Origin of the sequence: Reichenbachiella carrageenanivorans, assembly GCF_025639805.1 — a bacterium.
Classification (GTDB): domain Bacteria; phylum Bacteroidota; class Bacteroidia; order Cytophagales; family Cyclobacteriaceae; genus Reichenbachiella; species Reichenbachiella carrageenanivorans.
The window spans coordinates 608,158-633,596 of sequence record NZ_CP106735.1; the positions used below are offsets into that span (position 1 = coordinate 608,158).

At 40.9% G+C, this 25,439-nt stretch carries 21 protein-coding genes; 2 read left to right on the top strand and 19 right to left on the bottom strand.

The features are described from left to right. Positions 1–70: 70 nt before the first annotated feature. The 19 genes from N7E81_RS02205 to N7E81_RS02295 all read right to left on the bottom strand — a co-directional run bounded on the left by N7E81_RS02205 (position 71) and on the right by N7E81_RS02295 (position 23,959). Entirely contained in the window at positions 71–3,550 is a 3,480-nt protein-coding gene (locus tag N7E81_RS02205) for a hypothetical protein (protein WP_263051648.1), read from the bottom strand. Continuing rightward, on the bottom strand, positions 3,550–7,110 hold the full coding sequence (locus tag N7E81_RS02210) for a sensor histidine kinase (protein WP_263051649.1): 3,561 nt from the start codon (positions 7,108–7,110) through the stop codon (positions 3,550–3,552). The genes N7E81_RS02205 and N7E81_RS02210 overlap by 1 nt, the downstream gene beginning before the upstream one ends. Before the next feature lie 95 nt (positions 7,111–7,205). Beyond that, positions 7,206–7,487: a DUF983 domain-containing protein gene (locus N7E81_RS02215; RefSeq protein ID WP_263051650.1), complete on the bottom strand. Its 282-nt coding sequence runs from the start codon at positions 7,485–7,487 to the stop codon at positions 7,206–7,208. A 61-nt stretch (positions 7,488–7,548) separates the two neighbouring features. After that, a complete protein-coding gene (locus tag N7E81_RS02220) occupies positions 7,549–7,806 on the bottom strand; it encodes a hypothetical protein (RefSeq protein ID WP_263051651.1) in 258 nt (85 codons plus the stop codon). 37 nt (positions 7,807–7,843) lie between these two features. Further along, on the bottom strand, positions 7,844–8,416 hold the full coding sequence (locus N7E81_RS02225; protein ID WP_263051652.1) for a DUF420 domain-containing protein: 573 nt from the start codon (positions 8,414–8,416) through the stop codon (positions 7,844–7,846). 27 nt (positions 8,417–8,443) lie between these two features. Next, positions 8,444–9,025, bottom strand: coding sequence for a hypothetical protein (locus tag N7E81_RS02230; RefSeq protein ID WP_263051653.1), 582 nt, complete (start codon positions 9,023–9,025; stop codon positions 8,444–8,446). A gap of 56 nt (positions 9,026–9,081) precedes the next feature. Continuing rightward, positions 9,082–9,411, bottom strand: a complete 330-nt coding sequence (locus tag N7E81_RS02235; protein ID WP_263051654.1) for a cytochrome C oxidase subunit IV family protein — start codon at positions 9,409–9,411, stop codon at positions 9,082–9,084. Between the two features lie 21 nt (positions 9,412–9,432). Then, positions 9,433–10,182, bottom strand: a complete 750-nt coding sequence (locus N7E81_RS02240) for a cytochrome c oxidase subunit 3 (protein WP_263051655.1) — start codon at positions 10,180–10,182, stop codon at positions 9,433–9,435. A 17-nt stretch (positions 10,183–10,199) separates the two neighbouring features. Continuing rightward, positions 10,200–10,781, bottom strand: a complete 582-nt coding sequence (locus tag N7E81_RS02245; protein ID WP_263051656.1) for a cytochrome c oxidase subunit 3 — start codon at positions 10,779–10,781, stop codon at positions 10,200–10,202. 1 nt (position 10,782) lies between these two features. Then, positions 10,783–11,679 carry a heme o synthase gene (gene cyoE, locus N7E81_RS02250; protein WP_263051657.1) on the bottom strand — a complete coding sequence of 299 codons (897 nt, stop codon included), beginning with the start codon at positions 11,677–11,679 and terminating at the stop codon, positions 10,783–10,785. Then, entirely contained in the window at positions 11,672–12,745 is a 1,074-nt protein-coding gene (locus tag N7E81_RS02255) for a COX15/CtaA family protein (RefSeq protein ID WP_263051658.1), read from the bottom strand. Before N7E81_RS02255 ends, cyoE begins: the two co-directional genes overlap by 8 nt. Before the next feature lie 10 nt (positions 12,746–12,755). After that, positions 12,756–14,600, bottom strand: a complete 1,845-nt coding sequence (locus tag N7E81_RS02260; protein WP_263051659.1) for a cytochrome c oxidase subunit I — start codon at positions 14,598–14,600, stop codon at positions 12,756–12,758. An 11-nt stretch (positions 14,601–14,611) separates the two neighbouring features. After that, positions 14,612–15,667: a cytochrome c oxidase subunit II gene (locus N7E81_RS02265; RefSeq protein ID WP_263051660.1), complete on the bottom strand. Its 1,056-nt coding sequence runs from the start codon at positions 15,665–15,667 to the stop codon at positions 14,612–14,614. Positions 15,668–15,698: 31 nt separating this feature from the next. Then, positions 15,699–16,958: a quinol:cytochrome C oxidoreductase gene (locus tag N7E81_RS02270; RefSeq protein WP_263051661.1), complete on the bottom strand. Its 1,260-nt coding sequence runs from the start codon at positions 16,956–16,958 to the stop codon at positions 15,699–15,701. Between the two features lie 18 nt (positions 16,959–16,976). Then, positions 16,977–17,597: a c-type cytochrome gene (locus N7E81_RS02275; protein ID WP_263051662.1), complete on the bottom strand. Its 621-nt coding sequence runs from the start codon at positions 17,595–17,597 to the stop codon at positions 16,977–16,979. 33 nt (positions 17,598–17,630) lie between these two features. Continuing rightward, positions 17,631–18,161, bottom strand: a complete 531-nt coding sequence (locus N7E81_RS02280) for a DUF3341 domain-containing protein (RefSeq protein ID WP_263051663.1) — start codon at positions 18,159–18,161, stop codon at positions 17,631–17,633. Position 18,162: 1 nt separating this feature from the next. After that, positions 18,163–19,524, bottom strand: coding sequence for an NrfD/PsrC family molybdoenzyme membrane anchor subunit (gene nrfD, locus N7E81_RS02285; protein ID WP_263051664.1), 1,362 nt, complete (start codon positions 19,522–19,524; stop codon positions 18,163–18,165). A 19-nt stretch (positions 19,525–19,543) separates the two neighbouring features. Then, positions 19,544–22,603 (bottom strand): TAT-variant-translocated molybdopterin oxidoreductase, encoded by a 3,060-nt coding sequence (locus N7E81_RS02290; protein ID WP_263051665.1) that lies wholly within the window; start codon positions 22,601–22,603, stop codon positions 19,544–19,546. Positions 22,604–22,693: 90 nt separating this feature from the next. Further along, positions 22,694–23,959, bottom strand: a complete 1,266-nt coding sequence (locus tag N7E81_RS02295) for a c-type cytochrome (protein ID WP_263051666.1) — start codon at positions 23,957–23,959, stop codon at positions 22,694–22,696. Positions 23,960–24,292: 333 nt separating this feature from the next. On the opposite strand from N7E81_RS02295, the gene N7E81_RS02300 reads away from it, so the two are divergent. Beyond that, complete coding sequence (locus N7E81_RS02300) at positions 24,293–24,628, top strand: PadR family transcriptional regulator (protein WP_263051667.1); 336 nt, start codon at positions 24,293–24,295, stop codon at positions 24,626–24,628. Between the two features lie 18 nt (positions 24,629–24,646). After that, positions 24,647–25,363: a M23 family metallopeptidase gene (locus N7E81_RS02305; protein ID WP_263051668.1), complete on the top strand. Its 717-nt coding sequence runs from the start codon at positions 24,647–24,649 to the stop codon at positions 25,361–25,363. The last annotated feature ends 76 nt before the right edge of the window (positions 25,364–25,439 follow it).

The window sequence follows — 25,439 nt, forward strand, 5'->3', positions numbered from 1 at the left end:
TTTATACCAAGTGCGGGATTAATTCGATAGACTTGTCTAATCCAACGGTTAACGGTTTTATACAAAACATCTAAAACAAGGCCGTAACCTGCATTCTTCCCATGTGTATCGTAGGGCGATCTACGGATTTTCGCCCTTCATAGCCCAAGGTCATTTGGAGACCTGAAATCAGTTTTTGATTGTAATTAAACTGCCACGAATAGTTGACGCCAGGCTGCAGGGCTTCTAATAGTTCGTAAGCAGCCGCATTGTTGAGGTCACCCACAAAGTCGATTTTTGATACTCTAAAATTAGCATTCAAAGCATTTTTGACTCCGTTGGACCAACGAGCATCCCACAAAAATTCATGGATTTCAGAATGTTCTCCATGGTCTGCCACTTGAAGATTGTTTTTGATTGCCAAACGATAAGAGCTACTGAATCGCAAATTGTTGGCGGGCTGCCAAATGAGACTGGGCATCAATTCTTCTGCCTTGATTAGATAATTTCTATTCTCCTGAAACTGCGAGGCGTTTTCTTTTTCAGACCTTTTGAATCCACCAGTAAGAGTGAACTGCTGGCTGAGATGCATTCTCAAATTGAGTGTGTATTCACGATTCGCTCTGGACTCTATACCTCTAGTGATCAGCTGTTTGGAGTGATTGACCTGATAGCCCACATCGCCACCAAACCCTCTTCCCGAGCGATTGAAGAAGAAGACCGTACGCAAAGCATCTCTGACATAGATCAAATCGGCATTGTCTATATTGAGTTCGAAGGGATTAAACCTCGAACTAAAATCATCGTTGGTGTTTTTTTTATTGATATTGACACTCGACCGGTTAGAGATTTTACTCAGCAATTCGGCTATACCTCCTGATTTGACCCATCTCCGTGGCATTTGCGAATTGATCGAAAAGATAAAGACGGTATTATAGGCATTCACAAAATCTGTCGTGGGCACAAATACACGAATGTGCGTGCGTTCATCAAAATTGACCGCATCGAAAAACTCCGTAAGGTCTTGTACTCCATCTTGATTTAGGTCACGCCAAGTATGTGTGCCTTCACCTGCGGCTACTTCCACATAGATATACTCACGCAATAGCTCTCTACTACTCGACGTAGCATAAGACAAGTCCGTTCGGATATGACCATCCAATAGTCCTCCTTGCCAATTGAGACGACCCAATATAGAGTTTTCGTCTTCGAGATAATCGAAACGTTCCTGATAAGCCACTTGACGATAGGTAAAAGTCAGATCTAGCCGATTAGATTTATTGATATACGTAGAAGCATTAGCCGAAGCGGTCTTTGACCTAGCATAAGGTAGCATCAAGCCATCCTGTACATTACGATCCTCACGCAAGGTATAATCTAATCGATAATTTACTTTGAGCGAATCATTATTTCTCAGGTAAAATTGATGTGCGGTATAATTCATGGCTGTGCGATAGAGTGAATCATTTGCCGCCAGTTTTACCTCATTTTCATCTTGCTGAATTTTGTACCCTGGTACTACAAAAAACTTATCCATAAATATTTCGCTGTACCATCGTCTCCATTTTGATTTTTCGGTTAGATTTTCATTCTGTAAATAAAAATGTCCACCAGCCCATTTGAAAGCTCCCAAACTTTTCTTGATATCCACTTCATGCTGGAAACCATCAATAGCATTTTCCTTTTGACGCATAGAAAATCTACCTAATATCTCATTTTGAAAATCACGGTGAATGAGTAGCGTACTATTGAAAATATGATTTGCCGTGCGGAATGTATCATTCTGCGGTTGGTAACTCCAATCACGATCATACTCAATCGACCGATAGCGATCGATGGATTTGAAATCGGCACCATTATACTCAAAATCTACAGCTGCACTCAACGTCGACTTTGGCATCCATTGAAGCGGCACATAATCAGCCTTGAGTCCCACTTTGTAAGCCAAGTCTTGATTGTCTTCATTACCTATAGGCGAATATAAATTCAGGTCTTGATTAGAAAAAGCCATCTCACCAAAGGCCGTGACATGCTTGGTGAGATGGGTTTCTGCTCCTACTACCAAGAGCTGACGCGAATTAGGCGCAGGTACAAACCGTACCGCCTCATACGCACCTTGGGGCAATCCACTACTCGGCGATACCCATTGATACACCCTGCCATTCACATCATTGATCAAGAGCTCATAGGCACCCTGACCAGCACCTACATTCGAATAAGAAACACGATAGAGTTGTAGAGAAGAATCTCTGGAGTAGACGAAAATGCTATGCGCATTTCCATCTAAGTCTAGCGTATCTCGCTTTTCATACAAAACTAGGTTGGGATTATAATCTGCTTCGCTGGCTCCATGTATAGGCACGGGTAAAAGTTCGTCTCCTGCTAGGCTCATTTGCGTCTTGTCAGCATCCGAAAGCACAAAGGCTAAGGGCTTGTTGGCGTTATCTTTTTCCCTATAATATTCCAAATGAAAAGAACTTTTGGCTGTTTTAATTTCCTGTCGGGCACTGATCACGGATCGACTATAGTTTTGATCGGAATATTCGTAGGTTACCCTGATTCTTGAAAACTGCGTAATCTGTACCGTCGGATTGAATGTAATTTCACCCAGATTATAATCAATGACATAGTCATGATTATAACCTCGGGTAAGTGGACGGCCATCCAAATACACTTGTTCTGAATTCGCCATCACCACAATGAACCGCTGACCATCTGGTCCAGGTAACTGATAGGGTCCTTGCAATCCTTCTACTGCTGCTACAGTAACATCCGCAAACTGCCCCTTGGCAGCGGCAATGGCTACCGTAGACCTTGCGCTCACTTTTTCACTGATCTCATAAACGATGTCAAACTGCCCTCCTTGCACGTTTTTATAATATCGCATGAAGTTGGACTTGCCATTGGTGAGTACTACGTCGCCCGCTTTGAGCGAAAGATCTTCATTATAAATTTCGAAAGTAATGTTGTCGAACTCCCGAAGTTGCTGCGTATTGCCTTCTGGCTGAAAAGGCACATTTTGATCGGTGATGTCAGCTCTTATGTTGAGATTGTCGGACAGTTTACCGTCCATCTGAAAATTGAATACTGAGTTGACATTCAAGCTTTGTGAATTGCCAAAGGTGACTCCACGAGACAAGCTACCTGTTTTGTATATTTCTGGCGTGGTAAAAAGTTCTTCCTTTTCATACACATAGTTATTGATCGTGGGGCGTTCGCTAAAGGCTGCTGTAGAATCGTAGAGACTTCTAGACTTGTGTGCATAAGTGGCCTGCTTAGGTAGTGGCAACACGCGGTAGCACACCCTTACTGAAGAGGCGCCGTCAGCTCCCAGCTTCAATGTTTGAGTATCAGCGTCGTAGGAAAATTCAACCTGGGGAGTGAGCACAATCGACTCAGGCTCAATGACCATACTATCTAACAAAACTAAAGACCTACTCCCCCCCTCTATAGATATACATCGCAGAGAAGACTGAGCCTGAAGCCAAGTAGATATGAAGAGTAGTACACTCATCAAAGCCCATCGGTGAATACCCGAAATGGCATAAGCATGAGAGACCATCCTGATCATTAGGCGGGTGGGTATAGTGGCATTTTGATTAAGAATGTCGTACCGAGCCCTTCTTTGGTTTCGAACCAAATGTCTCCTCCTGCATGCTCTATTCCTCTTTTGGCGACAGCCAAACCGATACCCGAACCCGTCTCCTTCGTGCTGAAGTTGGGCATAAATACTTTGTCTTGAATATTCAAAGGTATGCCCTCTCCGTGATCTTGAAATTGGATTTTCACTTGATGATCGTCTGTCTTACGCAATGATACCTTGAGTACGGGATCCTTATGTGCTTTCATTGCCTGAAAGGCATTCAATATGAGATTGTTAAAAATACGACCAAACAGCTTTTTATCACCCATCACATCAAAAGCCCCTTTTTCAAGCTCTTTTTTGATCATTTTATCTACATGTAAATCGATCGATTTTTCGAGAACCTGACGGATATCAAATGGCTCGCTTTCAGGTGTAGGCATTTTAGCAAAGTGACTAAATGATGTCACTATTTCATCCAAGGTATCGATCTGACTGAGCAGAATATCTAGCGATTTTTTGTTTCCCTTCTTCTCCTCCATGATACGCTGTAGATGCTGAATGGTGAGCTTCATAGGCGTAAGCGGATTTTTGATTTCATGCGCCACTTGCTGTGCCATTTCACGCCAAGCGGCTTCCTTTTCGTTTCGAGCCAGTTCTACTTTGGTGCTTTCGAGCTTACTCAGCATGTTGTTGTATTCATTGACCAAAGTACCGATTTCGTCGTCTGTTTCCCACTCGATGGGCTCATTGACCTGCACAAAACCAGTCTGGTGCAAACGGTCGGCAATAGCCACAATCGGTTTGGTGAGTTTAGAAATAATGAAATACGCAATCAGAATCGATAAAATAAAAACGAAAGTAAAAATATTGATGATGTTGCCAAATACCTGTAACTGCTGGCGAGTCAGGTGATCTTTGGATGCAAAATATGGTGCAGCCAGCACTCCCAACAACTCTCCCGACTCTGGCGATAGAATAGACACATAGGATGTCTTGTACCGAAAATTCCCTATAGACTCGTCTAAGATCAAACTCTCCTTGCGTCTGCGCACTAACTGATCCATGGCATCTGCCACCAAATAGTCGGAGACGATATTGGATTCGAAAATCATGGGCGTACTAGATGCCAGCAAGCGCCCTTCCACACTATACACATTCAGATCCATACCTGAGTGATTGGCCAATTCAGAAATACCGTTTTCTAATTGCTCTCGGTTGGTTGTTCTACTATAAAAAGAACTCAAATGATCATTGACATCTTCGGTCATCACAAGCGCTTTTTTCAGATTAGATTTGTCTATTTCTTTCTTATTTGAGGCATCTGTGCTAGTCATCACGGCCAAGCCTACAAGTATGAGTGGGATGATAAATGAAGCTCCTGAATACAGCAGTATCTTAGTAGAAAAATTGAGTTGGATGGTTCTGTCTGGCTGCAACAGGTAGTTGACCGCAAAGGCCAAACTGGCTACACCCAAAAACAAGGCAAACAAAAAGGAAAAGTTTGATATGATGTTGGACTTAGGGTACACGGGGCTAGATATCAAAACTGTCTTCACATCAGATTTTGCACCCCAGTGGAAATACCCGTTCACCTCCATACCTTCAGTATACAAAACAGGACTCGCCAGCACATCCTTAGATACCAAAGACTCATAATCAAAATCCCCAGACTTGTAAATGAGTGCTTCGGACTGAAATATGGCATAATCATAATCGGTAGTCGACCGCTGGGTACGATCGACCAGCACCTGAGGAAGCACGCGCTTACCAGAAAATTTCTTCAAGCGCAATTCGATTTCTAAATAACCAGTCACGTTTTGATAACGCTCTAGCTCTACGAAACAAACGAACTTTTTGCGTTTACGAAGATCCATTTGTCCGTCGTAATAAATTCCTCTGTAACTCGTCGCATATCCTTTAGTTTGATATTTTCTCTTCAGGTCAGTTATGTTTTGTCCCTTGTGCTTAGTAGAAATTGCCTGCCCTTTATCATCAAAAAGTGCGATTTCAATTTCATAATTATTGAAATAGGTATTGAAGTAGGTTCTACGGATACGCTGAACGATACTAGCATGCTGGCTCTGCGGGTTGATCATTTTACTATTGATCACTACATCGTTTTTGATCTGCTTCATGATACTAGAGAGCAAATATTCGCCATCGATATCTCGATCTAGCTGCAAGTAGGTCGCAAATTTTTTGATCTTATTGGTTTCCTTTTTTTCGAAAGATTTGTAGATCAAGAATGAACCTGTAAGTGCCAGCAAAATGGCCGAAAGAATGAGATAATTCAAGCTATCGAACCGCAGTTTTTTGAGATTGGCTGGCAGTCTAAATTGAAATACGACAATCTGATAGATGAGATTGCCCGATAGCACTAGCCACAGATGATCATAGCTCGACAAGACTACCCCAGATAGGAGCAAACAAACCAAATGTATCCGCAAAAAGTGATGTCTATTGCCATCTGCCTGCCTGAATACTTCGAAACCAAAATAAGTGATTAAAAAATAGAGCGTAGCAAAAAGAGAGACCAGCATGTAGGCCACCACTCGATCCAGCGGAAACCGCAGAGATTCGGTGATGTCTAATGTGATCTGAGAATGTGCTAACACAATCTGTATGGTATCTGCAAAAAGGTAAAACACAAAATAGCCAAGCAGCATACTCAGAAAGGCAATCGCATTAATCCACCGCCGACTGATCCAATCTCCAAAACCTGCTTTTTGCGAAAGCATATAGACCATAAATATATTGAGTGCCAGTACATTGAGGACGGCATCGCCAAGGCTAGAATAAAACCACTCAAACCTGAAAGTAGAGCCTGCAAATACACCAAGTTTGAAATAGGCACTTGGAAACTCTGCAAGTACCAATGCCCCCCTCAGGATCAAAAAAGCGCACATCATAAATGCCGCTCCATAGCCAAATCCTTTCTTAAGTTGTATCTCTATGGTCAAATAATAGATGACTAAAAATAAGCCACCAAAGAGTAAGACAATCGTAAATAAGATTAGATAATTAGCCTCTGGCGCATAATTAGACTGCCCACTCCATTGTACATTGATTAGCTCTTTGCCTCCAAATTGAATAGGGATCGACTGTAGCCCATAGCCAATCTCCATGTTATTGGGAATGATGGTGCGGTTATATTCATCAGGAAATGAGCGAAGGGAAGAGTCAAAAATTCTCCGAATGGGGATAAAAGCAATGATTTTGAAAGATTCTCGATCAGAAATTTGGTCATAAGTTTTATAAAGATATTCACCTTGCTCACAGGAGAGTAGTGGAGCCGTAGGTGATAGCAAAAATTGCTCTAGTGGAGGGATGAGCAGGTTGTCCGTCCAACAGACTAATTTGCCTTTTTGGTTATATACCAAAAAATCTACGCCAAGTATAGGTTTAAAGAATGGGATTTGATCACTAGCCAATTCGTAAGCATTATCAAATTTCTGATAATGCTCCGCTATCACATTCTCAATATGATCAACCTCATGGTCTACGTCGATTTTTGAAAAAGCAATGAGATATACCAAGACAGCCAATGCAATAGCTGACAGGCCTAATCCTGAAAATATATATTTTTTAGTCTTGATAATTCTGGTATTAAAATCGCTCGATCAAAATACACAAAATTACGTTAACCCGTGTATTTGGAATCGAATCTGATGCCTCCGAAGATATGCAAAAAGATAGCTCTTGAATATTTGAACATCACTGGCCAGAGAATAGCTACTGCTACAGTCACCACTGCCATATATACCCAAGTATCTGGATTACCGAAAAAATTGTATAAAACAAACCCTGTAATGAATGTGATCGCTGCCGAAAAAGCGTAACTCACAAACATGGCTCCGTAATAAAACCCAGGTTCTGGTTCATAAGTTTGTTTACATTCTGGACATTTTTCGTACATTTCCATACTAAACCACTTTTTGGTCAAAGCATATTTGTACATATCTCCCTGACGGCAACGCGGACATTTACATGCGAATAGCGCTTGATTTGATGTTCTTATTTGCATGATTTCTGCTTTTTTTATACCATAATAATCCTATTACCAAGATGGCCAAATAGGGTGTCACAAAAAGATACATAATACCAAAATTCAACCCTTCGGCCAAACTCAACTCTCCATGGCTCACGTTGTTGACAATTGTGGTTTTGCACATGGCACACTGTGCCAGTACTTCTATAGTAGAAGCTACCCATGCGATGATTATCAATATTGCCTTTTTCATTTGACTACTAATTAGCGTTCAAAAGATTCTACGGAAATTATTGAGGATAGTATGGACTGGCTAAGAAATAAACCAAAACACCTGTGACAGATACAAACATCCAAATAGGCCATGTGTATTTTACTGTCTTTTTGTGCTTTTCTATTTCTCCTGCTATGGCGTAATAAAAGGCAAACAATACAAATGGTACAACCACAAATGACATGGCAATATGCGACAACAGTACCGTCAAATAAAAATATCTCAAATTGCCAATTCTCACTTCTTCGCCATGCTCTAGAATACCATTCAGGTTCGTATCTCCAAATACCGCAGACACGCTGGTAGAATGATACAGTGAATAAGCCAACACGAAGATGATTCCAAGTGTAAGCGCAAATGACATGAAGAATTTATGCCACAAGATCTCTCCCTGCCTAGCATATCGCTTGCCCATCAACAAAAAGATTGCTGTCAATGAATTGATAAATGCATTGAAGGCAGGTATGTCTTTGAGCCAAACATAGTCTGCCGAAATTTTATACGGAGAAAACATAAATACACCGATCAACCCTGGTATGGTAATAGAGATCAACAAGATTACCAACAATGCTACTTTACTATCCTTCATCTTTTTAAATTTTAAGGGATTTACTCCTTATTGCTCACTGAGCAAAATGTATATCTCGGTATTCAAACGATCAATCTCTTTCAGTTCTAAAGGGTCATAATACCCTCTAATCTGTTGCTGCTGATCAACTAAAACCAACCCACTATCAGCCTTGAGTTGGCTATTCAAATCCAAGTGCAATATACATCTTCCGAGGCGCATCAAATTGCTATCTGCTAGATTATATCGCTGCCAAGCATCGTAACGTGTACGAGTAAATATGGTATCGTTCAATGCCTTGATAGACAAGAGTTGCACCTCTTTTTTATCTTTATACTTTTCCAAAAAAGTATACAAATTATTTTTGAGCGACTCCGTATCTGTATTCCCTATTTCATATACAGACACGCTTTGTTGCTGACTGATTCCAAGCAACTGATTCACCGCCGCTTCATCAACGTGATAAGGCTGCCCGTTTGGTAACGTAGGACAACCATCCTTGGCTAACACTCCCTGCTCGTAATACACAGGAATAGCAAATTTATTTTTGCCAAAACTCTGAAGGAAGAGGTAAATCAATACTGGAAATACCAGTATCACAAACAACATAATGATTTTTATCTTATTCATTTCGCACAAAAAAAAATGCCGTCTCTCAACGGCATTTCAAATCAGTTTTTTATGTATTAACCTCCATAGATCGCAGTGAAGATAGCATCTCCTTGGATCAGCAGTGCAGCGATCAGCCACGTCACAAAAATAAGTGGCGCTACGATGCTCCATTTCAGGCCTTTGGTCTCATGGCCTAAGTGCATAAACTCAGACATAATATAGTAGGCTTTCACAATTGTCATCAAAATGAAAACGACCGTTTTAATAGGGCTAGCATCCAAAGTGAAGGCAATTATAAACTCTCCTGCAGTGATCAAAAATAGGTACAAAGTCACCATCCATATGTGCTTGATCTTCGCTTTATCTGCAGGAATTACTGCTACAGTTTTATTTTCTTGTTCCATCGTATGAAATGTTTTTATAACTTAAATGAGGTAGAAGAAGGTAAATACAAATACCCAAACCAAATCGACAAAGTGCCAATACAGGCCTACTTTTTCTACCATTTCGTAATGTCCTCTTTGCTCTAGTTTACCTACTACTGCTTGGTAGAAGATGATGAAGTTGATCACCACACCACTGAATACGTGAAACCCGTGGAATCCTGTGATAAAAAAGAATAGTGCTGCAAAGTTTGGAGGTCCATATTGATTCATAGACAAATTGGCTCCGTAGAAAATAGAGCCGTCCAACAGCGCTCCTCCATCGTCAGTACCTACGATAAAGTGAGTCCATTCCCAAGCCTGACAACCCAAGAAAGTCAAACCACCTACAATGGTCCAAAGCATCCACTTTTCTACCGCTTGCCTGTCGTTTCGCTGGCCAGCTTCTACAGCTAATACCATCGTAACCGAACTCATGATCAAAATAAAGGTCATGATACCGACAAATACCAAAGGCAGATGAATACCGTGCAAAAATGGCATACCATTGAACACCATATCTGGAACTGGCCAATACTCTTGTGAGAATACAAAATTCTCAAGAGCGCCTTCGTATGCCGGATGACTATATCTAATCAATCCATATGCTACCAATAATGAAGAGAATGTGAATGCATCTGAAAGCAAGAAAAACCACATCATTAGTTTTCCATAACTGGCCTTCATGGGTTCTGTTCCACCCTGCCACAATTTCTCGTTATTTTCTTCTACTACAACTGCTGAACCAGCCATGATCTGAAATTTTAATTTTAATGATTAAGTGTCAAAAATAAGTATAAATACAACCAAAGTCCACCCAAAAAATGCCAATATGTGGCACACATTTCGAGTTGGTCTAAACTTTTAGAATGTACTTTATACTTGAAAGCGGCAACAGCCACTACTGCAATAAATATCAATGCACTGACGAGGTGAAAACCATGCAATCCTGTCAACACATAAAGAAAAGATCCTGCAGGATTCCCTACAAAATATACCCCTTCTGCCACCAATGCTTGCCATCCTAAATACTGGCCTATCAAAAAGCCAACCCCTGTCAAGGCAGTCAAAAAAAGCATCAAACGCATCTTAACAATTTCGTCTTTTTTAGCAAAGTAGTATGCCAACTGCATCACTACACTACTCGCAATGATGATGATACTAGTCAGATCGAATACCACTGGCAATTCGAAGTCTAACCATACGCCATCTGACTGTTTTACCACATAGGCACTCGTCAGAGCAGCAAACATCATCACTATAGACACCATAAATAGCCAAAGTGCAAACTTCTTAGGGTGCATTTTGAACTGAGTCCCTTTATCTTTTTTAAGCATCATTGCTGCGTTCATATCAAATTTTGTCTAACATATAAGCGATCTGCACAATAGGCAGATACAAAAAAGAACCAAACATGATCTTCAGAGCCGTTTTGTCCGAATTGTCTCTCATCAAACTAAAGGTCTGCGCTAAAAATCCACAGCCGCAGATAGTCGCTATGACTGCCGAATTGAGCCCTGTCACCCCAAAGTAAGTAGGCAATAGCCCCAAGGGTAACAAAAACAAAGTATAGATCATAATATTGATCGCAGTGTTTAGGTCTTTGCGCCCGTTGTTTGGCAACAGCTTAAACCCGGCCTTTTTATAATCTTCATCTCCTACCCAAGCAATCGCCCAAAAGTGCGGAAACTGCCAAATAAACTGAATACCGAAAATAATCATCGCCTCAAAAGAAATCACCCCTGTAGCTGCTACCCATCCCAACAATGGAGGCAAGGCCCCTGGGATGGCTCCTACAAATACGGCAATAGGCCCTACTCGCTTCATCGGTGTATATACAAAACTGTATAATAGCAATGATACGAATGATAAGATGACCGTGAGCACATTGGTAGATAAATACAAAATGTATAATCCTACCATAGCTACAACCACACTGTAAATGGCCGCTTCTTTAATCGAAATACGACCAGTGGGCAATGGTCTGGTTTTCGTACGCTTCATGAGCGCATCGTAGTCTATTTCTATGATTTGATTGATTGTGACAGACGCCCCAGACACAAGCATACCTCCCAGAGAAAGTAATAGGAGGTTGGCCCAATTGAGTGAGCCTGTACTAGCTAGAATATATCCAAAACCAGACGAAAAAGCCACAAGAAAGGACAACCTCGGTTTCAATAGCTCAATATAAGCTCTTGTCTTGGCTCCTGCACTCAACGTGCCTACATTATAGTTTTCTACCTCACCCATTCGCCAATTCATTTGTGGAAATTTCCTTTTCCTTTATAATCAAATACAAGAAATACTGAATACCGAAAATCATCAAAGCCAATAATAAATGAACGGGCTGTAAGATGTAAGGCAAAGCATATTTTGCCAAAACGGTCCCTGTCAATATTTCTAATATTACTAAAATCAATAAACCCCAAACCAAGACTTTTGAAGTTTTGAAATCCTTTATGCTTTTTGTCAATCGATAGATCAGATAACCATGTATCACTAGCAAGATCAATGAATATGACCTATGCATATAAAAAATAATACCCAAATTTTCGACCCAACTAAAACGTAAATCTTCACCTAATGTAGTCGCCAAGGTATCTATAGCCTCTCTCACCTGTGTACCCATCACAATCTGAGCAAAAAACAACAACATACACACCACCAGTAGTCTCCTTACCTTATATGGTTTGTATGATAATAAACCTTGTAGCCTGTCCTTGGTCACTATCACTCTTACTTTGAGCAATAAGGCAATCAACCCAATAGCTAATATCATATGAAAGGTAATCATCCCTGGTAGCAAATTGGTAGAAACGACCAAAGAGCCTATCCATCCTTGAAATATCACCAACAGCAAAGCAGCCACAGACAGGAAGAAAACCTTTTTGTTCGTATGTATATAGCTATAAGACAATACTGTACAAATAATGATTAAAAAACCGACCGCAACACCCACCAAACGGTTTATGTATTCAGTCCACGTGCGAGCGAAGTTGAAGCCATGAGCTTCCTCTACATTTTTACCTTTCCTAATATCATGAGCAAGACCAGGGAATCCTAATACCTGAACCAAACTTGCCAATCTATCATTCTTTTGCATCCGCTTTTCAGCGTAACGCGCTTTGTAATCCTCGGGCAACTCACTTTCCGTAGTAGGTGGGATATAAGATCCGAAGCATTTGGGCCAATCAGGACATCCCATGCCAGACCCCGTACTACGAACAATGCCGCCTACTAAGATTAAAAAGTAAACGGCAATGATCGTAATGCTATTAAATTTTATAAATAAACCTTGTTTAGGTTCTTTAGTCATTTCTTTGGCCTCAATCTACTTGCTCGTTCTTAGCTTCTTCAGCCTCGTGAGGTAGGTTAGATTCAGGTGTCTGAGACAATGGCACAGTCTGAGGAATGAAATCACCCTCAGCTCCTGGCTTACTGTAATCATATGGCCATCTGTATACTGTTGGGATCTTGCCAGGCCAGTTGCCATGTCCAGGTTCTACTGGAGTTGTCCACTCTAGCGTGTTTGATTCCCAAGGGTTTTCAGATGCTTTTCTACCTCTCCACATAGAATAGAAGAAGTTGAAAATAAACAAGAACTGCGCGCCAAAGGTAAGGATAGCTGCTACAGTCACAAACATATTCAAATCGCCAAATGAGCTAAATGCATCAAAATTGGTAAATGAATAATATCTTCTAGGAAATCCTGCAATACCGATGTAATGCATAGGAAAAAACACCATATATACACCCACAAAAGTCAGCCAGAAATGAATGTATCCTAATTTCTCATCCATCATTCTGCCAAACATCTTAGGATACCAATGATAGATACCTGCTACCATTCCGAAAAATGCCGAACTACCCATTACCAAGTGAAAATGAGCCACTACGAAATAAGTATCGTGAAGGAAAATATCTAAAGCAGAGTTACCTAGAAAAATACCTGTCACACCACCCGAGATAAACAACGACACAAATCCCACAGAGAATAGCATAGCTGTAGTAAATCGAATATTACCCTTCCACAGTGTAGTGATATAGTTAAAAGCTTTGATGGCAGAAGGTACTGCAATCACAAGCGTCAAAATCATAAATATAGATCCCAAAAATGGGCTCATACCTGTCACAAACATATGGTGTGCCCATACTACGAACGACAATACCCCAATACCCATCAATGAACCAATCATCGCTTTGTAGCCAAAAATTGGCTTACGTGAATTGGTAGAGATAATTTCTGATGTAATACCAAAAGCAGGCATGATAATAATGTATACCTCAGGGTGTCCCAAAAACCAGAAAAGGTGCTGAAATAGAATTGGGCTACCTCCTGTATTAGGCAATGCCTCTCCTCCAATGTATATGTCTGACAAATAAAAACTTGTCCCAAATGATCTATCAAATACCAACAACAAAGCAGCGGCTACCAATACTGGAAATGACAACAAGCCTAGGATAGCTGTTATAAAGAATGCCCAGATAGTCAATGGCAGTCTAGTGAAAGACATGCCCTGTGTTCTCAAGTTGATGATAGTGGTGATATAGTTAATACCACCTAACAAAGTAGAGGCAATAAAGAATACAATCGATACCAACCAAAGTGTCATACCTAATCCAGAGCCTGCAATCGCCTGAGGCAATGCACTCAATGGAGGATAGATCGTCCATCCACCACCTGCAGGCCCAGTCTCTATAAATAGAGAAATAAACATGATCACACTAGACAAGAAGAAGAACCAATAAGACAACATGTTCATAAAACCTGATGCCATATCTCGTGCTCCAATCTGTAATGGAATCAAGAAATTACTAAATGTACCACTCAGCCCTGCTGTCAATACAAAGAATACCATAATGGTACCGTGCATAGTGACCAAAGCCAGATAAAATTCGGTATCTAACTGACCAGATTCTGTAATCCAGTTGCCAAGTAATGGTCTCATCCATTCCAAATCGATACCAGGAAAGCCTAGTTGCAATCTGAAAATGATAGAAAGTCCTCCACCTATAATTGCCCATAAGATACCTGTGATTAGGAATTGCTTACCAATCACTTTGTGGTCTTGTGAGAAAATATAATTTGTTACAAAATTGCCATGATGCTCGTGATCGTGATCATCGTGACCTGCAATATGTTCGTCTAATTGTACTTCAGTAATTGCCATGATTTCTTTTATTATAATGAAGTATTCACTTCCTCACCACTTACATTTTCTTCTGCAGCCATTTGTACTGGGCTACTTACGCCAATATTAGCTAAATAATCAGGGTTTTTAGACAACCATGATTTTTGCTCAGCCTTCCACTTTTTGTAATCTTCTTCGCTATCTACAATCACCACACCTCTCATAGAGAAGTGAGCCTTTCCACAGATCTTGTTACACACCAACTCGTACTGAAAATCAGGATTACCAGTCTCGGCCCTCATTTCTTCAGTGGTCTTGTTTGGTACAAACCAAAACTGAGTAGGCAAACCAGGTACTGCATTCATTTGCAATCTAAAGTGAGGCATATACACACTGTGTATTACATCTCTAGCTCTGATTTTCAACAATACTGGCTGATTGACTGGGATATGCAATTCTCTAGGAATAAAATCATCCTTAGCATTTGGATTTGAAAAATCAACGCCCAATCTGTTATCTTCATCGATTAGCTTATAATCGAATGGGCCAAGTTTTCCGTCAGGCCCTGGGTATCTAAATGCCCAAGCATACTGATAACCAAAAACTTCTATCACTTCTGCATTTTCAGGTGCTTGCTCTGTGATTTTAACCCAAGCTTTCCATCCAGAAAAAATCAACAAGGCCAACACAATGGCAGGAATGAATGTCCATATCAGCTCAAGTGTCGTATTGTGTGGGTAGAAATGTGCTTTTTGATCTTTTTTGTATCTATACCTCCATGCGAAATAGAACAAGGCTGCGTTTGTAAGAATAAAAACAGCAGTTGTGATCGCAGTAGTAATCCAAAATAAATTGAAGGTGATCTCACCGTGCTCTGAGGCTACTGGTACTGTATATCGATCAAACTCTGTGTAAGAATAAACGAAGAACAATACAGTCCCAAGAACTAAGAAGACCATGAATAAAGCACCATTCACTTTATTGCTGGTACCCATAGGGTCGCCCTCTTTTCCTCTCACGACTTGCACCAAGGTATGTGCTCTGAAGATAGTGACCAGAATGGCTACTATCAATACCACGGCTAACAAGATTACAATATTCATCATGTCTTTAAATGTCTATTTTGTAATTAATTTCTTAAATATGATGATGCAGTGATTCTTCCATCATTGGGTGATTCTTAGCTACCAATGGGTGCTTAGCCAAAGAATGCAACACCGTATAAACGAATGCAGATGCATATACCATGATCAAACCTACTTCTAGCAATCCAAAACCGCCGTTTTCTTTTAGCGTACCTGGAGTGACCATCAAGTAGAAATCTATCCAGTGTCCAAACAGGATGATTGGAGGAACTACCTTCAAGAACCTTGTATGTCTTTTAGCCTCTCTTGGCAATAGCAATAAGAATGGCAAGAAGAAATTTAAGATCAAGTTTAAGAAGAAGTATGTCACATATTTGTCACTTCTCCATCTCTCCACAAAGTAGATGGTTTCTTCAGGAATGTTAGCATAATAGATCAAGAGGAACTGAGAGAACCAGATGTATGTCCAGAAAATACTAAAGCCCCAGATGAATTTTCCAATGTCGTGTAAGTGGTTTGCGTTGACTATAGACAAGTAACCTTTGTCCTTTAGGAGAACCGCAATAAAAGCGATCAATGCCAAACCTGATACCCACCAGCTAGCAAATACATACCAACCAAACATGGTACTAAACCAGTGAGGATCGATAGACATTACCCAATCCCAAGCAGCAATACTTGAAGAGTATCCAAAAAATACTAAAAAGATCGCAGATAAGGTGACATTCTTCTTCCAGTGACTCACACCACCATCAATATCTTCAGCAAGCATCTGCTTTCTGATTTGTGTAAACAACAGATACCAAACAGCAAAGAAACCTACCATTCTAGCCATATAGAACCCAAAGTTTAAATAGCCTTTCTTATTATATAGAATCTCGTCGAATCTAGCATCTGCTTTGTCGTACAAGTATTCGTGTGTCCAGTGAAACAGGTCATGATTAGCAATCAAGAAAACCACAATCATCAATACCGCACCAATAGGCAACCAACTTGCCATAGCCATAGCAATTCTTTTGAATCCTACCGACCAGCCCGCTTGTGCTACATACTGAATCGCAATAAAGAAAATACCAATGGCTGATAGACCTGTGAAAAACAGGTTGTTGATCCAAAGGTTGGCATATAGACGCTGTGTCCAACGGAAACCGTGATGACCTGCATCTGCGGCAGCTTCTGCACCGTGGGCATCATGATGTCCACCCATATTCATCATCACTACGCCGATAGCAGCCAACACCAAACCTACCACCAAAGTGATGAGAATGTTTCTTTTGGCTCCTGCTGAGAATATATATTTTTCGTCGCTCATAATAAGATCTCCTAAGAATTATTGGTTTTGAAGGGTTTGAACAAATCGAACTATTTTCCAACGATCATTTACGCTTACTTGTGAAGCGTGTGATCCCATTCTTCCTTTACCCATGGTAATTACGTGGAAAATGTGGCCTTCTGGCTTGTCTTTTACCGCTCTAGAATTGTAAGGAGTAACTCCTTTAAATACTTTTCCTACCGTACCATCTCCCAAGCCTTGATCACCATGACAGTGCAAACAATATCTACCAAAAAGGACTTTACCTTCTGCTACTACTTCTGCGGTAGAGTCTAGCGGGTTTTTCAAGGTTCTAGCTGCCAACTCCAAAGAGTCTTTAGGAATTCTGTATGGCAAAGCCTCTCCTCTTCGTACAGTATTCGGTACTGCTTCCCTCATATTCATTTCATGTGGGTTGTTAGGATTGGAAGTGTAGAATTCAGCCGCGCCGCCTTCCTGAGAAGTCAACCATCGACCAGCTTCTTTATCTTTAATTTGAGCAAGTCCTTCATAAGGTACTGAGTGATACATTTGTGGTGCATATTCTACACCCGTATCATTGCCTCTGGAAGCGCAAGACGCTACAACAAATCCTGCTGCAACAATGACGATCCCGTTGATATATTTATTAAAATTCATTTTAATATTTTTTCCTAATTAGAATCCTAAGATTTAGTCGAACTGCTTGTTATTCACTTCCTGAGCACCTGCATCTGCCAAAGCTTTTTTGATATCTGCTTCGCTCATATTATTCTTATCCAAATCCACAGCTACGATGTGTTTATCGTCCGTGATGCGTAAGTCAAATATTCTTGGCTTTGCCCAAGGTTTCAAGTCACTCACTACGAAGAAAGTACCTACCATACCAAAGGCACCTAGAAGAACGGTCAATTCAAAAGTTACAGGGATAAATGTGGGAAAAGGAAGGAAGTCCTTACCACCTACGATCATAGGCCAGTCAACAGTCATCATCCCAATTTGCATGGTCAATGCTAACGTAGTTCCTAATAATCCGAACAAGAATGCAGCGATAGACAATCTTGATCTCTTATAGCCAAGTACATCGTCGATGCCATGCACTGGAAATGGAGAGAACACTTCATGAATCTTCACACCGCCTTGACGAACCTGAGCGATTGCTTTTAGCAATACATCCTCATCGTCGAATACGCCTAATACAAAGTTTTTATTACCGTCGCTCATCTTATTTCTTTTTTTCTCCGGTTGCCTTAATTATACTTTTAACCTCTGCCATGTTAATCACTGGGAAGAATTTCGCAAAAGCGAAGAAACAAGTGAAGAACAGGCCAAACGTAAAGATGTACACTCCTACATCTACCCATGTAGGATAGAACATTGCCCAGCTTGAAGGCAAGAAGTCTCTATGCAGGGATGTCACAATGATTACAAATCGCTCAAACCACATTCCGATGTTCACAATGATCGAAATTACAAATGTAGCTGCGATACTTGTTCTAATTTTCTTGAACCAAAATAACTGTGGAGAGATTACGTTACAAGTCATCATCGATGCGTACGCCCACCAGTAAGGTCCTAAGGCCCTGTTAAAGAAAGCATATTGCTCACCTTCTACACCTGAGTACCAAGCGATGAAAAGCTCAGTGATGTAAGCCACACCTACGATTGATCCTGTCACCATGATAATGATGTTCATCAGCGAGATGTGCTCGATAGTGATATAGTCTTCTAATTTGTAAACTCTTCTGGTCACAATCATCAGTGTCAATACCATGGCGAATCCTGAGAAGATCGCACCAGCCACAAAGTATGGTGGGAAGATCGTGGTATGCCACCCTGGGATAACCGAAGTAGCAAAGTCAAAGGATACAATAGTGTGTACTGAAAGTACCAGTGGAGTAGCCAAACCAGCTAGCACCAAGGCTACAGTCTCGTATCGAGACCAAGTTTTAGCAGCACCGTCCCATCCAAGGGCAAGTGTACCGTATATTTTCTTACTCAATCCAGTGGCTCTATCTCTAATCGTAGCAAAATCAGGAACCAGGCCGATGTACCAGAAAACAAGAGATACTGAAAAGTATGTTGAGATCGCAAAAACGTCCCAAAGGAGAGGAGAATTAAAGTTTACCCAAAGTGAACCGTAAGTGTTAGGTAGTGGCAATGCCCAGATGGCTCCGATCCATGGTCGTCCCATGTGAAGAAGTGGAAACTGCAAAGCACAGATAACGGCGAAAATGGTCATCGCCTCAGCGGCACGGTTAATCGACATTCTCCATCGCTGTCTAAATAGCAACAAAATGGCCGAGATCAAAGTACCAGCGTGACCGATACCTACCCACCATACAAAGTTTGTAATATCCCAAGCCCAACCTACGGTTTTGTTTAGACCCCAGCTTCCGATGCCTTCCCAAACAAGGGTAAAGACTGCGTATGCTCCATAGCCCAAGAGTGCCAATGACACAGCCATAGCCGCATACCATGACTTGGCAGGTGCTTGCTCTACTCTAATACAAATATCCTCAGTGACGTCGTGTACCGTTTTGCCTCCTGTGACGAGAGGTTTACGAACTACTGCTTCTGCGTGCATATTGATTTTAATTTATAAATTAAGCGTTCGCTTCGTTTTCTTCCTTATTTCTAATCTTAGTGAAGTACCAGACATTAGGCTTCACCGATAGCTCTTCCAATACATGGTAAGCTCTTTCTTCTTTTACTTCTGGCCCGTTTTCACCATTCTCTAATTTCAACATTTTTGAAATTCTTGAGTTTGGATCTTTCAAATCACCAAATACGATGGCCTCTGATGGACAAGCCGAAGCACAAGCCGAAGTAATCTCACCATCTACGGGTCTTCTGCCTTCTTTCTTAGCTTCTAGTTTGCCATACTGGATTCTCTGAACACAGAATGAACATTTTTCCATTACCCCTCTAGATCGAACAGTAACATCTGGGTTCAATACCATTTTACCCAAATCGTTGTTCATAGAAGTGTTTTCAGGGAACTGATCGTTGTCGTGATATTTGAACCAGTTGAATCTTCTTACTTTATATGGACAGTTGTTTGCACAATATCTTGTACCAATACATCTGTTGTAAGCCATTTGGTTCAACCCTTCGGTAGAGTGGTTGGTCGCAGCGACAGGACATACTGTCTCACAAGGTGCGTTGTTACACTGCTGACACATCATAGGCTGGAAAGTAACTTCTGGATTTTCCGCTGAAGGAACTTCCATGTCTACCAAATCTTCTTTAGCATCACTGCTGTAGTATCTATCAATTCTCAACCAAGTCATTTCTCTTCGGTTGAGGACTTCTTCTTTACCTACTACAGGTACATTGTTTTCTGCCTGACAAGAAACCGTACACGATCCACAACCTGTACAAGAGTTCAGGTCTATCGTCATTCCCCAATGGTGATTTGGATACTCATGTCCTGACCATAGAGAAATGTTTCCAGGCTTAGATTTACCAGCGTAGGTAGTAATCATCGGGTGATGTCTACCTGCTCCAGCATCTTTTTGATATTTTGATAAAATAGATTCTTGGATCACATTTTCTCTACCCATATAAGTATGGTGAGTCTGTGTCTGAGCTATTTTGTATTCTTCTCCGCTGAGTGTGACAGATACGCCAGTAGTCACTGCCTTGCTCTGTGCACCAGATTTGTAGTCCATCAATGGATAAGCATTCACGCCCACACCATCAGCTACTTTACCAGCACTTGTCCTTCCGTATCCTACTGCCAATCCCACTGTTCCGTTGGCCTGACCTGGCTGTACCATTGCTGGCACTTTCACTGTTTGATTGCCCACAGTCAAGGTCACCAATTGAGTAGTCATATCTCCCAATTTCAAGCCAAGCTCTTGTGCCATCTTAGGCGAAATAGTCAGGTAGTTGTCCCAAACAGCCTTAGTGATCGGATCTGGCATTTCTTGCAACCAAGGGTTGTTGGCCTGAGAGCCATTGCCTATTGCTGCTTTTTCGTACATCACCAACTCTACACCTGAGGCAGTAGACTTGAGACTAGATGCTGCAGCAGATACATCTCCGTTGAATGTAAAAGTTTCTTCTGAAGCAGAGTTTTCTAAAAGACCTGCTTGTATTGTTTGATCCCAAAATGTTTGCTTGTCACCAGTAGCATTTGCTGTCCATCTGGCTTTCACAAAATCAAAATAAGACTCAGAGCTACCAGACCATACCAAGAAAGACTGACCAGCCTGACGGGTATTGAATAGGTTTGAAATGGTAGGCTGTGAGAAGCTAAATTTACCTGTCACTGGCTCAAAATCATTCCAAGACTCCAAGAAGTGATTGTCTGGTGCAATGGCACTGACTAAACTAGTCGTTTCGTCTTTTCTATCAGAAGTAGAAAGAGAGAATTTTGTTTTCTTCAATCCTGCTGCAATCTGAGCGCCAAGAGCGTGATCATAAACAGGGTTGCTATTAAAAAACAAAACTCCATCAATATTACCTCCGTTGAGATCTTTGATGAAGTTAACCATGGCTTTGTCGTCACCTTTTCTAGTGTTGACCGCTGATGCTAAATCGATGGTAGTACCATAACAACCTAACAGGTCGTTGATCGCATTCACAAGCATTTGTACATTCTCGTCGTTCGAGCCTGAAACTACCAATGACTTCGCCTTGCTTGCCCAAAGGTCGTTAGCTGCTTTAGTCAATACTGCCGTATCTCCAATTTTAGGAGCAGCTACTGTAGCAGCACCAGCTTTAGCTGCCAGCATGTTGTATAAGTTCGCTACATAAGCGCCTTGCTCAGACGGCTTAATTGCATTTCTATAATCTGCATTTGAACCAGTCAAAGAAAGGTTAGACTCAAATGAGTACAACCTTGACATGGTTTTCTTTTTATCGTTCAATCTTCTGGTATCTGCAAACTGTTTGCTATGAAGCGTATGGTTCAACCAGTTGCCTAAGAAGTCAGCATCGAATGACACAATCGTGTCTGCTTTGCTAAAGTCATAAGAAGGAATAGCTCTTTTTCCGAAAGACTTTTCATTGGCAGCCAAAGCACCGCTGAAAGAAATTTGGTCATATTGGATATGCTCAAGACCTGTATATTTTGCTTTTAAAGCATCGATGGTAGCCAATGTAGATGGACTAAATACCGAAGTACTAACCAATGCAACCTTATCAGCAGTAGCCAACTGTTTCGCTACTTCTTTGTCTAGTTCTTCCCAAGAGACAGCTTTACCAGCCAATTCAGGGCCTTGTAATCTTTGTTTGTCATACAGAGACAAAACAGAAGACTGTGCCTGAGAAGAAGTACCACCACCACTTACAGTAGACAGCTTGTTGCCATCTATTTTGATCGGACGACCTTCTCTTGTTTTGACTACTACACTGCAATAGTCATTGCCGTTGACATAAGACGAAGCATAATAATTAGGAACACCTGGATCTACATCCACAGGTTTGTTCAAATAAGGAATAGCTTTTCTAACGGGCGTCTCACAAGCGGCCAAAGAGGCTGCTGCTACACCAAATCCCATCAATTTCAAGAAGTCCCTTCTGCTGGCGCCATTACCTTCGGATTCGCCACTGATAGGCAAATACTCAGGAAACTCTTTGTCAGCATGCTTTTCGAATTCCGGGTTTTTGGTCAATTCCTCTAACCCTTTCCAATATTGCTTTTTGGTCTCTTTCATCTGTTTATTCTAGACTTTCTTAGTCCCATGCCTACCGAAGTAGACAGGAAGCCGTTTGGCTTAATTTATTCCCAAATTTTTTAAAAACTATTAGTAGTGACACTTAGAGCACTCTAGTCCTCCAATGTCTTCTACCTTCATTGGTTCTTTGCTATGCTCGCTATGCATCTCTACCAACTTGTTATAATAATCGTTTCCTTTTGTATTCACGTCTGTCTCTCTGTGACAGTTGATACACCAGCCCATAGTCAATGGTGCATACTGCGATACCTTTTCCATCTCTTCTATAGGGCCATGGCAAGTCTGGCATTCTATTTCCCCTACTTGCACGTGCTGAGAGTGATTGAAATAAGCAAGGTCTGGTAAGTTATGTATTCTCACCCACTCGATAGGCTCGTTGTTTTCTATCGCTGCATAGATCTTTTGAATCTCTGGAGATTCTGTCTTGATAGATGAGTGACAATTCATACAAATGTTTGGCGAAGGAATGTTGGCATTTTTACTTTTTCTTACGCCTGTATGACAATAATTACAATCGATTTTATAATCTCCTGCGTGAATTTTATGAGAGAATGCGATCGGTTGATCTGGCTGATAGCCCTGCTGAACTCCAATAGTGAATATACCATCGATAGCGGACTTCATAATAATAGCAGTGAATATGAATGCTGCCAGTCCTAAGAAAGCGTTGCTTTTCACCAATGCTCCCATGTCGAATGTTTGCTCAGCAATTTCTCTATCCTCTTCAGACAAATCCTCTTTCTGAGACAAATATTTTTTCAACATCGTAATGATCATGGCCAATACCGCAAGTATCAACACAAGCACGATAAGCAGTACAATCATGATCGTATTCACAAACTGAGAAGGCTCTTGCTCCGTAGACGCGCCGCCTGCTGCTGCAGTGCTTTCTTCAGCAGCTACCACTACTTCTTTGCCCGACTCCACTTTGATATAACCAACGATTGAAGCAATTTCTTCATCTGAGAAATCGAAGGCAGTCATCTCCGTTTTGTTGTATTCATTGTAGAGGTTTACTGCGTATTCATCACCACTCTTGATTACCTTTTGAGAGTTTTTGACGAATGCTTGTATCCAAGCCAGGTTACGTCTCTTATGTACATCTCTCAATGCTGGACCGATCACTTTGTCATTTACATCATGACAAACTGTACAGTTAGCTTTAAATAATTTTTCTCCAGCTGAAATGATCGCCTCATCTGTGGGGATTCCATCCGCATCTTGCGCAACGGCCACATTTTGAGTGAACAAAACTGAAAAAATCAAGGAGAGGAATAGAACGGTTTTAGTGCTTAAAAATCCCGCTCTTGAGTGTAAACTATATTTTTTTGACATCAGTTTTAGCTTTCCTTTTTGTAAAGTGGTGCAAATGTAACATCGGGTACTTGTATTTCAAAAACATAATAATGCCTTCTACGTAGTAGATACCCACACCCCCCACTGTAAGCGCTATATATCACTGTATATCAATATTTTACAATAATAAAATCAATGAAAATCCCTTCTATTTAGAATTAATATAAATAAAAAGAGCCTCAAGCAGCTTTCACTACAAACAAAGAGAACTCCATACATACACTATATAGTACCCTTTTTTAAACTCGCCCCTTTTTTAGATTTTTATATTCAAAATATCTAATACATAATATACTTATGTATATTTGTCCTATGTATTCAAAGGAATTACTCAAAGGAACACTAAAAACGATCATACTCAAGTTACTCTCGGCTAACGGTCAGATGTATGGGTATGAAATCACACAAAAGGTCAAGGTATTAACCAATGACAAGATACAGCTCACTGAAGGAGCATTATACCCTACGCTTCACAAGCTAGAAGCCGATGGGCTGGTCATCACTCATACGGAAAATATCAATGGAAGGAAGCGAAAGTACTATCGAATCACCGCTCATGGCAGCGGAGAGGCAACAGCAAGATCCAATGAGTTTACTGAGTTTGTCCAAACCATGCTACTCTTGCTCAACCCCCAATTAGGCAAGTAAACATCAAATCATAGACTGATGAAAACATTATCTAAAACCCAATATTTATACATATCCAACGATTTAAAATCCAAAGGACTATCGAAAGGCTTTCGGGTAGAATTATTAGATCATATCTGCTGTCTAGTAGAATCTGACATGAATAATGGCGCTGACTTCTCCTCTGCCTATGCTCAGGCACTAGAGGTATTTGGAAATGAAGGGTTTGAAGAACTCAAACAAACCTCTGCCATAGTCAAAAAGCAAAGATGGCATACAGTGAATCGGATACTGATCTCGGGTATCGCAGCTTGTGTTTTCATGATGGTATTCGGAGTAGATGCGCAAGAGCCACCTACCATATCTCCGCTGGATCACTACAAACGCATCACTTCCAACTTTGGAGAGCGGTACAATCCTATGAAGGGTAAACGAGATTTTCACAAGGGCATTGACTTTGCTGCACCAAGCGGCACGCCTGTAAAATCAACTGCTGCTGGAACGGTGATTTTTGCCGAGTCAAAATTCAGTGGATATGGTAAAAATATTAAAATTGAACATAGCGATGGGTTTGTCACTAAATACGCACACTTATCTGAAATAAGAGTACAAAAAGGGGATCTGGTCACACTCGGCCAAGTCATTGGTCTATCTGGAAATACAGGCGCATCTACAGCACCTCATTTGCACTATGAAGTCCTCAAAGATGGAGCGTATGTGGACCCACTAAATTACTTCGCAATACAAGGACAATAAAAGTAATCCTAAACGACAGCAATGATTAAACCCTTGATCAATTATAGCAAACCTTAGTTCTTGTCTTGAACTTCGT

Bases quoted from the DNA above. Each gene is read 5' to 3' on its own strand.
- cyoE (WP_263051657.1), bottom strand. From the start codon at position 11,679: ATGGGTGAGGTAGAAAACTATAATGTAGGCACGTTGAGTGCAGGAGCC.
- N7E81_RS02300 (WP_263051667.1), top strand. From the start codon at position 24,293: ATGTATTCAAAGGAATTACTCAAAGGAACACTAAAAACGATCATACTC.
- N7E81_RS02305 (WP_263051668.1), top strand. From the start codon at position 24,647: ATGAAAACATTATCTAAAACCCAATATTTATACATATCCAACGATTTA.
- N7E81_RS02290 (WP_263051665.1), bottom strand. From the start codon at position 22,603: ATGAAAGAGACCAAAAAGCAATATTGGAAAGGGTTAGAGGAATTGACC.
- N7E81_RS02230 (WP_263051653.1), bottom strand. From the start codon at position 9,025: ATGAATAAGATAAAAATCATTATGTTGTTTGTGATACTGGTATTTCCA.
- nrfD (WP_263051664.1), bottom strand. From the start codon at position 19,524: ATGCACGCAGAAGCAGTAGTTCGTAAACCTCTCGTCACAGGAGGCAAA.
- N7E81_RS02275 (WP_263051662.1), bottom strand. From the start codon at position 17,597: ATGAATTTTAATAAATATATCAACGGGATCGTCATTGTTGCAGCAGGA.
- N7E81_RS02280 (WP_263051663.1), bottom strand. From the start codon at position 18,161: ATGAGCGACGGTAATAAAAACTTTGTATTAGGCGTATTCGACGATGAG.
- N7E81_RS02245 (WP_263051656.1), bottom strand. From the start codon at position 10,781: ATGAACGCAGCAATGATGCTTAAAAAAGATAAAGGGACTCAGTTCAAA.
- N7E81_RS02265 (WP_263051660.1), bottom strand. From the start codon at position 15,667: ATGATGAATATTGTAATCTTGTTAGCCGTGGTATTGATAGTAGCCATT.
- N7E81_RS02215 (WP_263051650.1), bottom strand. From the start codon at position 7,487: ATGGAAATGTACGAAAAATGTCCAGAATGTAAACAAACTTATGAACCA.
- N7E81_RS02240 (WP_263051655.1), bottom strand. From the start codon at position 10,182: ATGGCTGGTTCAGCAGTTGTAGTAGAAGAAAATAACGAGAAATTGTGG.
- N7E81_RS02220 (WP_263051651.1), bottom strand. From the start codon at position 7,806: ATGAAAAAGGCAATATTGATAATCATCGCATGGGTAGCTTCTACTATA.
- N7E81_RS02225 (WP_263051652.1), bottom strand. From the start codon at position 8,416: ATGAAGGATAGTAAAGTAGCATTGTTGGTAATCTTGTTGATCTCTATT.
- N7E81_RS02235 (WP_263051654.1), bottom strand. From the start codon at position 9,411: ATGGAACAAGAAAATAAAACTGTAGCAGTAATTCCTGCAGATAAAGCG.
- N7E81_RS02270 (WP_263051661.1), bottom strand. From the start codon at position 16,958: ATGAGCGACGAAAAATATATATTCTCAGCAGGAGCCAAAAGAAACATT.
- N7E81_RS02260 (WP_263051659.1), bottom strand. From the start codon at position 14,600: ATGGCAATTACTGAAGTACAATTAGACGAACATATTGCAGGTCACGAT.
- N7E81_RS02205 (WP_263051648.1), bottom strand. From the start codon at position 3,550: ATGATCAGGATGGTCTCTCATGCTTATGCCATTTCGGGTATTCACCGA.
- N7E81_RS02255 (WP_263051658.1), bottom strand. From the start codon at position 12,745: ATGACTAAAGAACCTAAACAAGGTTTATTTATAAAATTTAATAGCATT.
- N7E81_RS02295 (WP_263051666.1), bottom strand. From the start codon at position 23,959: ATGTCAAAAAAATATAGTTTACACTCAAGAGCGGGATTTTTAAGCACT.